Origin of the sequence: Actinomyces massiliensis 4401292, from assembly GCF_000269805.1 — a bacterium.
GTDB classification, from domain to species: Bacteria; Actinomycetota; Actinomycetes; order Actinomycetales; family Actinomycetaceae; genus Actinomyces; species Actinomyces massiliensis.
The window spans coordinates 1229966-1241770 of the sequence record NZ_JH711481.1 but is presented as its reverse complement, the minus strand read 5'-3'; the positions used below and the strand labels follow the sequence as shown (position 1 = coordinate 1241770).

The following is an 11805-nucleotide window of genomic DNA, read 5'->3' as shown; positions in this document are numbered from 1 at the left end:
ATGGCCCTCTCTCAGGACAACGCGGCATGGTTCGCCGACACCTTCACGCGCATCGTCGACAATGTCGGCCAGGCCCTCCTGGGCAAGGAGGACGTGGTGCGCCTGGCGCTGACGACCATGCTCGCCGAGGGGCACCTCCTGCTGGAGGACGCCCCCGGGACGGGCAAGACCGCCCTGGCCCGAGCGCTGGCGGCCACCGTTCAGGGCACGCACTCGCGCATCCAGTTCACCCCCGACCTGCTGCCGAGCGACATCACGGGCGTGACCATCTTCGACCAGAAGGCCCATGAGTGGGAGTTCCACGCGGGGCCCGTCTTCGCCTCCGTGGTCCTGGCCGATGAGATCAACCGCGCTTCGCCCAAGACCCAGTCGGCGCTGCTGGAGGTCATGGAGGAATCCACGGTCACCGTCGACGGCGAGCGCCACGAGACGGGCCGCCCCTTCATGGTCATCGCCACCCAGAACCCCATCGAGCAGGCGGGCACCTACCGCCTGCCCGAAGCCCAGCTCGACCGCTTCCTGGTCAAGACCACCATCGGCTACCCCGATCGGCAGGCCCTGACCCGGATTCTCGCCGACTCCGCCCACCCCGACCGCTCCAGGGCCCTCAATACGGTCATCACCGCCCCGGCGGTGGCCCAGATGGCCGATCTGGCCGCGGGCAATCACGTCGAGGGCTCGGTCCTGGACTACATCGGCGCCCTGGTCGAAGCCACTCGGAACTCCCCCGACACGCGTCTGGGCGTATCCACCCGCGGCGCCATCGCCATGACGCGCGTCGCCCGGGTCTGGGCGGCCTCCCGGGGACGCGCCTACGTCCTTCCGGACGACATCAAGGAGCTCGCCGACGTCGTCTGGGCCCACCGGCTGGTCATGGACCCCGACGCCGAGTTCTCCGGCGCCACCGCCCGCGGCGTCATCACGCGCGCCCTGGAGGAGACGCCCGCGCCCACGACCCGCCTCTAGTCCCGACGGCTCAGCAGCATGCCCGCACCTCAACCCGCCCCAGCGCAACCGCGGCCCGGACGCGACGGCGCCCGCCGGCGCGGCGCCACGCCTTCAGCACCCGCGTGGCACGAGTCGGTCCCCCTGCGCCGCATCATCGACGGCGTCTCGACCCCCAACTGGGCACTGCGTCTGGTCACCCCCATCGGCTGGGCCTGCCTGCTGCTGCTGATCGTCACCGGCTCGGCCGCATTCCGGCTGGGCTGGCAGGAGGCGTGGAGCGCGGCCGCGGTCCTGGCCGTCGTCGTGAGCACCTCCTGGCTATGGCTTCTGCCGCACGGCGCGCACCGCGTGTCCCACGAGCTGCTCGAGCCGCGGGTGACGGTCGGCGACGAGGCGATCATCCACCTCACGGTCCTCAACCCCACCGGCCGCCCGCTGCTGCCCGCCCGCATGGAGATGCCCGTGGGCCCGGGCACCGCCGTCTTCGCCGTGCCCACCCTGCGTCCCGCCACCATCCATGAGCGCGGGTTCGTGCTGCCGACCGCGCGACGCGGCGTCGTCACCGTCGGCCCCGTGGTCTCGGTCCAGAGCGATCCCGTCGGGCTGCTGCGCCGCGAGCGCACCCGCACTCAGGCCCAGCTCGTCCACATCCACCCGCGCACCGTCCGCGTGGGATCCTCGCTGCACGGGCTCATGCGCGACGTCGAGGGAGCGGTCACCCAGGAGCTGTCGAGTTCCGACGTCTCCTTCCACGCCCTGCGCGACTACGTGCCCGGCGATGACCGCCGCAATATCCACTGGCGCACGACCGCCCACACCGGGCGCCTCATGGTCCGCCAGTTCGAGGAGACGCACCGCTCCAGCCTGCTGATCCTCCTGGACTGCCTCATCGACGACTACGAGGTGGAGGAGGACTTCGAGACGGCCGTCTCGGTGGCCTGCTCCCTGAGTCTGGACGCGATCAGCGACGGCCGCGAGGTGACGCTGGCGACCCAGGATGAGGAACTGCCCACCGCCACCGGGCTGCGGCTGCTCGACGCCTCCTGCCTGGTGACATCGACCGCGATCCAGGGCTGCGACGACCTGGCCCGCCAAGCCTCATCCCGCCATCCCGAGGCATCCGTCATCATCCTGGTCACCGGGCAGCGCTGCGAGGAGCAGACGCTGGCACGGGTGCGCACCCTGACGCCCCTGGACGCGGTCGTGCTGGCGCTGCGCTGCGGCTCGAACGCCATGGGACGCCGCTCCGTGGGCGGAGTGACCGCCTACGACCTGGATCGGATCGAATCCCTCCCGCGCATTATGAGGAGGGCATCGTGAGTGCTTCATCGTCGGCCCCGGCTCCGCTGCGCAAGGACGGCCTCCGCACTGCGAGCGGCCTGCGGGGCATACCGCCGTACCGGTGGATCGACCTGGGGCTCGTCATCGTCCTGGCGCTGATCGCCTCCATCCTGTTCGTGCCGCCCTTCGGCTCCCCCGTAGGAGCCCGGGCCGCCGCCATCGGGATCGGGGCGGGGGCGGTCGTCGCCGTCGTGTGCCTCGTGGGCCGTCTGGGCCCCGCTCCCACCCTGGCGCTCACCGCGCTCGTCCACGTGGGTGCGGGGCCATGGGTCCTGCCGGACACCGGCAGCGGCTGGAAGGCGGTTCGCGCAGTGCTGGCCGCCACGGTCACGGTGTGGCGCGACGCCCTGACCCTTCCGGTGCCGCTGACCGCCTTCCCGTCCATGACGGTGCTCCCATGGCTGGTGGGCCTGATCGCCGGCGTGATCGCCACGCGGGCGGCCCTGTCGGGCCGCGTGCTCATCGCCGGGATGACCGTCATGGCCCAGGCGGGCCTGGCCATCGCCTGGGGCGTTCGCACCGCGCTGATGCCCACGGAGCTGGGAGTGGTCCTGGTGACGGGCGTACTCCTGCTGTGGGCGGTGACCGCGCAGCGCGGCAGGCGCGAGCGGGTCGCCGAAGTGCTCGAGTCCAAGGATGCGGGCGTGGGCAGGGGCTCACGGCGCGGATTTCTACGGGTGCTCGCCCTGCTGACGGTCACCGGCACGGTGGTGGCGCTGGCCATCCCGGCCGCCCCTCACAACCGCACGGTGCTGCGCGACCTGTTCGAACCGCCGCTGGACCTCACCGAGTACGCCACGCCGCTGTCACTGGTGCGGACCCTGGAGACGGATATGGCCTCCGACTCCCTCATGGCCGTCTCCGGCGCGGATGAGTCCACCCGCATCCGCCTGGCGGCCCTGGACTCCTACGACGGACTGTCGGCCCGAATCAGTGCATCCGCCAACGGCGCGGCCCGCTTCCAGCGCATCGGCCACGACACCCCGCTGACCAGCGACGGGACGACGCAGTCGCAGGACTCCAGCGAAACCACCGTGACCATTGACGACTACTCCTTCCCCTGGGTGCCCACCGTCGCCGACACCCTCGGCCTGGAGGTCTCGGGCCCTCGTGCGGAGGCCGTCTCCCAGAGCCTGTACTACGACGTCTTCTCGACCACCGGTATCGCCACTGCGGGGCTGACCAGCGGCGATACCCTGATCGAGCAGGTCGAGGCGCCCGAGACGGCCACGGACGCCCAGCTGACCGACCTCGGCATTGACGACGTCGCCCTGGGGCCGGTCGAGGACGTGCCCCCCTCGGTGCAGACCCTGGCCACAACGCTGGTCGGGTCGACGTCCGAACCGCTGGCCCAGATCCGCATGCTGCAGCAGGCGCTGCGCACCGGCTACTACTCCGACGGCACCAAGAGCCCCTCCCCTCCCGGGCACGGCGCCGCCCGCATCGCCTCCATGGTGGATGCCGGCTCGCTGGTGGGCGACGACGAGCAGTACCCCGTCCTGATGATGCTCATGTGCCGCTCGCTGGGGATTCCGGCGCGCGTCGTCATGGGCTTCAAGCCCACCATGGACGGCAATGCCGCCAATGTCACCGGGGAGGACATCAGCGCCTGGGTGGAGGTCCCCTTCCATTCGGTGGGATGGATCACTATCGACGTGGTCCCCGACCGCGATCAGATTCCGCAGCAGCAGACGACCGAGAAGGTGTCCAACCCCGAGCCGCAGGTGCTCCAGCCGCCTCTGCCCCTGCAGGACCCGGCCCATCTGCCCCCGTCCTACGAGGACGAGGATCGCGACGACTCCAATGATGACAACAATCACGGCCTGGGCCGGATCGTGGCCATGGTCGCGGGCGGGCTGGGGATCGTGCTGCTCCCGATCGCCACCATCCTGGCCGCCAAGTCCCTGCGACGGCGACGACGACGAGGCCGCAGCGGGGTCGAGGGCGTGCTCGGCGCATGGGACGAGGTCGTGGACCGGGCACGTGACTTCGGTCGCAGGACACCTCCGCGATCCACCCGCCGCGAGGCGGCATCATCGCTCGCACCGGCCTTTCCGACGGCCGAGCTGACACGTTTCGCGGCAGCTGTGGATGCCCAAGTCTTCGGCGAGGGTATACCGTCGTCGTACGCTGTGGGCACAATCTGGGAGTCGGCCGACGCCATGGTCCCCGCCATGGGTTCGGATCGCTCCCGGATGCGGCGCCTCGCCGCTCGCCTGTCACCGCGCTCTCTGCGGCGCCCGCACAGGCCGAGTCCCCACATATCCCGGCGATTCACAGATCGTCTCGCACTCAGGAGGAAACGCCAGTGACCTCGACGCCGTCGTACAACCAGGCCACCGCCCAATCCGCCGCGGTGCGCGACCGCGTCATCGCAGGGTTGATCGACCTTGTCGTCGGCGGCGCACTGGTAGCGGGCCTGGGACTGCTCCTCGGCCTGGCGATCCCCCAGGCCTTCATCGCGTGGCCCGTGGCGGTCGCGGCCGTCCTGGTCCCCCGCGAGCTGGTCCTCGCCCTGACCGGCTGGAGCCCCGGCGGACGGGTCATGGGCGTGCGCCTGGTGGATGCGACCACCGGCGGTCCGCCGAGGACGCGCCTGTTCATCCACGCCGACCTGCTGTGCGTGACCGTGGGCCTGGGGGCGATCGTGTTCATGCGCTCGGCGTCCATCGACCCGCGCGGGCAGGGCTGGCACGATCGCATGGCCGGAACGCTGGCGGTGACCATGCGCTCCCGCCCGGCGGGGGCGACCGGCGGCCAGGCGCAGGCGCCCGCTGCGCCCAAGCGGCACGACGCCACGCTGCCCCCCAAGCGGCAGGCTCCGAAGCGCCAGTCCATCAGGCATCAGCCGCAGGCGACCGTCCCCCCTCAGCATGCGGCCGCGAGAACGCCTTCGCGGGCCCACGCCCACGTCTTCCCCGACAACGCATTCTTCCTCAACCCCAATGACGCCGACCCCTCGACGGACGTCGGCGCCACCGTCGATACGACCAGCGCAGTGGTCCTGTCTCCGACTTCCGACCGCGCCATCATCGACTCCGTGCCCTGGGCGGCCGTCCCCACACAGCTCGACACCCCGACCGCGGACGACCCGCCACTCGCGCCGGTACCAGACCTGCCAGAGCCGCTGCCCACCTCCTCAGTCGCCTCTGCCGCCTCCGACCCGCTTCCCGCCTCCCCGGCCGCACCGGCTTTCCCCGCATCTCCCTTCTCGGCCTCCCCGACATCCCCGACCTCCCCAGCGTTCCCGACGTCTCCCGTATCCCCGGCAGCCCCGGCGTCCCCGGAATTCCCGGCCCCGGCGTCCCCGGCCACTCTGGACCCGGCTCCCGCGTCACCCGTGCAGGGCTCTCTTCCGACGCCCCCGGCCACCCCGGACCCGGCAACCGCATCTCCCTTCTCGACCTCCCCGACATCCGCAGCGTCCCCAGCAGCTCCCGTATCCCCGCCATCCCCGATAGCTCCTGTATCCCCTGCATCCCCGGCGCCCCCCGCGTCCCCGGAATCCCCGGAGCTCCCGGCTTCTCCGGCGTCCCCGGCCACCCCGGACCCGGCACCCGCATCCCCGGTCATGCGGGATCCTCTTCCCACGTCTCCGGCCATGCCGCCCGGCCCATATCCCGCCTCCCCGGCCCCATCCGGCCCATTCCCAGCTTCCTCGACCATGCTGGCAGCCGCCATTCCCGACGGCGTGTCTTCGCCATCCTCACGCGAACCCGTGGTGTTCTCGCCAATGACTGCACCTGAGTCAGCACCACGTTCGTCTTCACCTGAGGAGCCCATCATCGTGCCGCTGCCGTCTGAATCCCTGTTCCCCTCCTCGACGCCGCCCCGGTCGCGCATGGCGTCCCGATCCGCCGCATCGGCCGAGCCGATCATCAGCGCGGACTCGGTCCCCGCGGCTCAGGCGACCCGACCGGCGGTCTCGGCCTCCTCGCCGCCCGCCGCCCGAGGCAGACACCGCCACACCGAGGACCCGCGCGCAAGCCGGCTGGTGCCCCTGACCGGCGGCGACCCCATCAACCTGGAGGCCACCACCGTCGTGGGCCGTGACCCGGACAACATCTCCGAATACCCCGATGCCACCTGCGTATCCCTGAACGATGTGAACCGCTCGATCTCCAAGACGCATGCGGCTCTCGCACTGGCGCCGGGAGGCCTGTGGATCACCGACCTCCACTCGACCAATGGCACTCGGGTCGAGGAGGAGGACCATGTGACCGTGGTCAAGCCCAATGAGTCGATTCCCGTGCCCACCGGGGCCACAATCGTGCTGGGCAGCGCCGCCTACCGCGTGGAGGACTGACAGGACCGGAACTGCCGGCCAGGGCTGCCAGGGCTGCCAGGGCTGCTATTGCCAGCACCGCCAGGCTGCGGCAGGCGTCCATCCCTCCCAGCCCATCAGCCGCTGCGGCCGCTGCGACCGCTCCAGCCACACCGGTCGCTCCGTCCACTCCGTCTGCCGGATACCCCGCGATACCGGTGCCGGAACGGCTGATCAGGGCGTGGGAACGCAGGCGCGGGCAGCCTCGGAGGTCCTGCCGTCCTGCCGTCTGCTGAAGACCGCGATGCACGTCGTCCCGTCCTGGGCGGGCAGGGATGCGCTCGTGCCGTCCGTCCGCTCCTGGGACTCGTTCTCCTGGCCCGCCACGTCGCTGCGGTAGAGGTAGTCGCCGCTCCACTCGTCCTCGGGGGGATCCCAGGTGAAGACGACCTGCCCGTTCGCGCTGACGGCCCCCTGGAGGTTGCGCGGTTCCGGCACGGTGCCCCCCAGCGGATCCGAGCGCCCCGGGGGCAGGGTCGCGAAGGTCGCCAAGGGCTGGGGATCCTCGAAGTGCGAGGCGTAAAGGGCGCCCGCAACGACGGCGACGAGAACCACCACGGCCGCACCGGCGAGGAGCCGGGCGAGAGGTCTGGGACGGGCCGCCTCCTCCGAGTCGACGGCGGCCGGCTGCGGGTCGGCCGGAACGACCACGGGCTCTTCGACACGGGAGAACACGCCCAGACGGGTCGCCTCGGGGTCATCGACATCCAGCAGAGTCCGATCGGGATTGTCCTGCTCGCCATCGTCGTAGAGATCGACGGCGGTGGTGGACAGTCCGAGCTCGCCCTGGATCTGCTGGAGCGCCCGCGCGAAGGAGAGCATCGTGCGGTAACGGCCGGACGGCTCCTTCGCCAGGGCAACCGTGAGCACCCTCACAAGCGACGCCGGGACATCGGGGCGCCCCAGCGGCGGCACCGCGTCCTTGACAATGCGTCGGGCCAGTTCGTAGACGCCCTCGGAGGATCCCGGCGTCTCGAAGGGGCTGTGGCCGGTGAGCATGGCGTAGATGGTGGCGGCCAGGGAGTAGACGTCGGTGGCGGGCTCGGCATTGCTCGAGCCGACGAGCTGTTCCGGCGGGGCCCAGGGCACGCTCATGCCCCGCAGCTCATTGGGGGTGTCCCGCGGCCCGGTCATGGCCGAGATGCCGAAGTCGGCGAGGACGGGGCGGCGGTATACGGTGAACAAGATGTTCGCGGGCTTGATATCACGGTGAATGATGCCCGCACGATGCGCCGTCTCAACGGCCCCGGCGATGCGGATGGCCGTGTCCAGCGTCTCGGGGATCGCCATCACCTTCTGCCTCAGCCGCATTCCCAGCTGCGGAGGGGGGCAGTACTCCATGACGATGAAGGGACGCCCGTCGGCGGACACGCCCGCGCCGAAGACGGACAGGATCGCCGGGTGCGAGGAGACCTTCGCCATGAGGTTGGCCTCGGACTCGAAGCGGGAGGCCGAGCTCCCGGCGACGTCGGTGTCCATGACCTTGACCGCGACCTCTCGGCGCGGCATGTGCTGCTCATAGAGGTAGACGCGCGAGTAGCCGCCCGCCCCGAGCTCGCGCAGATAGGTGTATCCGGGAATCTCAGGGTGGGCGGCGTGGGGGGAACCTGTCACGGAAGGTCCTCGAGCACGAGCGACTGGCCGTCGCCGAGGTCGAGGACGTCACCGTTGCGCAGCACCAGGGGCTCGGAGTAGGGCAGCTTCTGCGGGGATGCACCGGCGCGATTGAGCACAGTGCCGTTGCCCCCGGAGAAGTTGCGCGCCAGCACGGACCACTCGTCGAGCTCGATGAGAACGTGGTTGCGGGAGATGAGCTGCTCCGGACTGGGCACCGTCACCAGCGTCGGCGACTGGCCCTCCAGCTGGGAGACATCGACAGAGGAGGGCTGGCGGCCGACGAGAACCGGACGGTCGAGAGTGACGGCCTGCCCGGAGGACAGGCGCAGGCGACCCAGCGGCGGGCAGGTGATCATGCGCGCGGGCTGCGACAGCTCGGCGCCGCAGGCGCGGCAGCGCACGTAGTTGGTCGGGTTGGCATGGCCCTCCGGGCAGAGCACTGACAGGGCCTGGCGTCCCGCCGCCGGAATCTCGGGCTGCCGAATGGCCACCGCGATGGACACGGGCGTGTCGGTCGAGGGCTCGTCGGCATAGGCGGAGGCGCCCGACCGATCGGGCACCAGGGGACCGAGCTCGTCAACCAGGTCGTCGGGCAGGGAGGCCAGCGTCCAGCCGTCATGATCCCCGGCCTGGTCGTCCTCGGAATCGAAGTCCTCGTCGAGATCGTCTTCTGCGGAGCCCAGGGGATACAACTCGTCGTCCGCCGAGCCGATGGGGAAGCCGGCAGAACCCGCAGAACCGGGAGAAGTAGCACGAATCACATCATCGACGTCAGCGGGCTCAAGCCGATCGGCGTCGGCGAGCTCGACGACCTGCGAGCCGTCCACCGGCACGTCGTCGACGTCGATGCCGAAGGGCCTGGCAGCGGCCGGCAGCTCCTCGGCCTCGGTGAGTTCGACCACCTCCGAGCCGTCCGCCGACGCAGTCCCCTCTGCGGGCGAGTAAGCGGCCGGGGAGGCGGCGGCAGTGTCGGGGGCGACGGCAGCGTCGGGAATGCTGGGGGTGTCAGGAGTGTCGGTGGGGCTGCCCGCAGACGGGGCCGCCGGCGAGGCCGGCGAGAAGACCGCGGGAGAGGCGGCCGTGTCGGGGGTGTCAGGGGTGCTGGGGGTGTCAGGAGTGCTGGTGGGGCTGCCCGCAGACGGCGCTGCCGGCGAGACGGGCGAGAAGGCCGCCGGAGCAGCGGATGCGACAGCGCCGGCGGTACCGGGGCTGCCGGCCGTCGGAGGCGACGCGGCGTCAGGAGGCGTGGATGCGGATGACGTCGATAGCTCGGATAACCCGGATAACGAACCGTTGGACGGCAGCTCGCCTGCAGTGTCAGCACTGCCGGCACCGTCAGCGCTGCCTGGACTGCCGGCACCGCCTGGACTGTCAGCCTCATCTGCGTCGTCCGCACTGCCGGCGTCGCCCGCGTCATCGGCGTCGCCCGCATCGTGCGCAGTGCCGGCAGGCTCCTCGGGGTCGGGAGCATCCGGCATCTGCCCCGGGAACACGGCGGAGGCCGTCAGGACGGCGTCCACCACCGGGCGCAGCACGGGGCCCGTCGGCTCGGGCGCCCGCACGATGATCTTGGGAGAGCCGGGCAGGAAGATCTCTCGCCATGTCGCCACGCTGTGGGCCTCCACGGACTCGCCGTCGATCTCCAGGCCCACCTGACCGCGCGCGGCTATGCGCACGCCGTCGGATGCGGCCACGACCAGAGCGAAGTCCGGGATCTCGGACAGATGACCCCCGGCCCCCATGACCAGGTGATCCAGGATCGCCGTCAGGCTGCCCCGGGAGGAGCGCAGCTCCTCCCACAGGTCGGTGACGAATTCCTCAGAAAGTTTCGGGGGGAGCAGGAGGACGCCGTGCGGGGCGACGGCAGCCGTCCAGGTTCCCTCTGCCCAACGACTCCAGCGAGCGATTCCGTGTTCGGACACTGTCTCCTCCTTGGACTCACCCAGCGGGTGGGGCGCGGGTGGGGTGGTAGCTATAGCGGGGATGGTGGGAACGGGGAAGGGGTGGCAATTGCCGAGCCCGCTCGGGCGCGCTTCCGGCTCCGCCGGTACACGTCACCGAACACGGCACTCAGCTTCGCCGAAGTATATAGCCCCACCCCTGGGCACTGTCTCGGCCAGACCGGGGGCCAATTCGTGACTGCCCTGAGAATCGACCAGGTAGGTGCCGTTGGTCGATCCGAGATCGGTGACTGAAATCCCCTCCGCGGTGGGCTCGAGCAGGGCGTGCGTCTTGGAGACCGTCGTGTCATCGGACGGCACGGATACCAGTCGCACGCCCTCGCGCCCGGGGCTCCGCTCGGGAGCGCGCCCCAGGAGCACCGGGGCGTCCACCAGGACGGAGCGCCCGTCGAGGACCAGGGTGTACATCGTGTGCGAGCGCCTGGAGACCAGCATCGTCCCCGAGATGCGGTCGTACCAGGTGCGCCGCAGGCCGGTCGCGTCCGCGCGCACCACCATGACGACGGGCACGACCCCCAGACTCGCCACGGCGGCCACCGCGATGAGACCGGCGCGCCCCAGGGCCGCCACTCCGGGGCTGTTGCCGCCACGCGCGACCCGGTGCAACCGCATGCCCATCACGGCGCCGCCCGGGCCGACGCCCGTCAGGGACTGAACCACGATGAACACGAGCAGGACGAGTCCCGCGCATGTCAGCCTGCCCAGCAGGGAGATCGGCAGGAAGCCTGAGATCCCCACCACGAGCAGGATGTCGATTCCACCGGCCAGGAGACGCTGCACGGGGGAGGCGGGCACGGGAACTGTTGCTGACACAGCCACAGCATAAGATGGGCAGCGTCCTACGAGCGCTGACCGTCGCATGCACGTGATGCACAAGGAGTCTTCAGGATGCAGATCGCCGTCACCCCGAACGCCTCGACATGGATCGTGGTGCCCGAGTTCCCCCCACCGGGCTGGGAACGCGCGGAGGCGCGTCGGCGCACGTCGGGAGCCTCCGGTGCGGATCCCCGGCGGCGCGCCAAGCTCGAGGAGCTCCTGGTCACCCTGAGGCGCATCGAGCGCCGGGCCCCGCTGGCTCGGCTCCTGCACGTGGGCGACGGCGGCACGCAGGGCGTCTTCGCCGTCGACCTGAGCCTGGTCATCGCCTACGACAACAGCTCCAAAGAGGGCCGTCACGCCACTCAGCTGGCGCTGCTCAACGAGAACCTGCCGGGCGGCGCGCCTCGCCGCCTGCGCCCCAACCTCACCACCGCGGGCTTCTGGGCGCTCGCCGAGGGAACCGCGATGGGCTCGACCGCGCGCCCCAGCGCCGTGGTCGTCCTGCGCAAGGCGGGCCTGCCGACCGTGCCCGTGGACGTCCTCATGCGTGTGTGGGGCACCACACCGGGCCAGGTCGAGCCGGTGATCGACGAGGTCATCGCCCTGGCCGACCAGGTCGCCCCCGCCGACCTCCACCACAGCCCCATCTCGCCCGGCCCCGTGCAGACCGCGCCATCGCCCTGAGCCGCGCCCGGCTCAGCACGGACTCGCCCCGGGGCGGGCCCGGCTCGGCCCGGAGCGTACCCGGCTCAGGGAGACTCGCCCCGGGGCGGGCCCGGCTCAGCACGGTTCAGT

The 11805-nt window shown here is 71.1% G+C and carries 8 protein-coding genes; 5 read left to right on the top strand and 3 right to left on the bottom strand.

Going from position 1 to position 11805, the window contains the following annotated elements; genetic code table 11:
- From W5W_RS0105245 to W5W_RS15230, 4 genes are read left to right on the top strand one after another with little or no spacing between them, the layout of a single operon-like run.
- A complete protein-coding gene (locus tag W5W_RS0105245; RefSeq protein ID WP_017194630.1) occupies positions 1-966 on the top strand; it encodes an AAA family ATPase in 966 nt (321 codons plus the stop codon).
- An 18-nt stretch (positions 967-984) separates the two neighbouring features.
- A complete protein-coding gene (locus W5W_RS0105240; protein ID WP_008734037.1) occupies positions 985-2268 on the top strand; it encodes a DUF58 domain-containing protein in 1284 nt (427 codons plus the stop codon).
- Positions 2265-4601 (top strand): transglutaminase-like domain-containing protein, encoded by a 2337-nt coding sequence (locus tag W5W_RS0105235; RefSeq protein ID WP_017194629.1) that lies wholly within the window; start codon positions 2265-2267, stop codon positions 4599-4601. Before W5W_RS0105240 ends, W5W_RS0105235 begins: the two co-directional genes overlap by 4 nt.
- Positions 4598-6595 (top strand): RDD family protein, encoded by a 1998-nt coding sequence (locus W5W_RS15230; RefSeq protein ID WP_050980344.1) that lies wholly within the window; start codon positions 4598-4600, stop codon positions 6593-6595. Before W5W_RS0105235 ends, W5W_RS15230 begins: the two co-directional genes overlap by 4 nt.
- 192 nt (positions 6596-6787) lie before the next feature.
- Here W5W_RS15230 and W5W_RS0105225 read toward each other — a convergent pair whose 3' ends face one another.
- The 3 genes from W5W_RS0105225 to W5W_RS0105215 all read right to left on the bottom strand — a co-directional run bounded on the left by W5W_RS0105225 (position 6788) and on the right by W5W_RS0105215 (position 11004).
- A complete protein-coding gene (locus W5W_RS0105225; RefSeq protein ID WP_017194628.1) occupies positions 6788-8227 on the bottom strand; it encodes a serine/threonine-protein kinase in 1440 nt (479 codons plus the stop codon).
- On the bottom strand, positions 8224-10152 hold the full coding sequence (locus tag W5W_RS0105220; protein ID WP_017194627.1) for an FHA domain-containing protein: 1929 nt from the start codon (positions 10150-10152) through the stop codon (positions 8224-8226). The genes W5W_RS0105225 and W5W_RS0105220 overlap by 4 nt, the downstream gene beginning before the upstream one ends.
- A gap of 132 nt (positions 10153-10284) precedes the next feature.
- Positions 10285-11004 carry an FHA domain-containing protein gene (locus W5W_RS0105215; protein WP_029574094.1) on the bottom strand — a complete coding sequence of 240 codons (720 nt, stop codon included), beginning with the start codon at positions 11002-11004 and terminating at the stop codon, positions 10285-10287.
- Between the two features lie 75 nt (positions 11005-11079).
- On the opposite strand from W5W_RS0105215, the gene W5W_RS0105210 reads away from it, so the two are divergent.
- Positions 11080-11694: a hypothetical protein gene (locus W5W_RS0105210; protein WP_017194626.1), complete on the top strand. Its 615-nt coding sequence runs from the start codon at positions 11080-11082 to the stop codon at positions 11692-11694.
- The last annotated feature ends 111 nt before the right edge of the window (positions 11695-11805 follow it).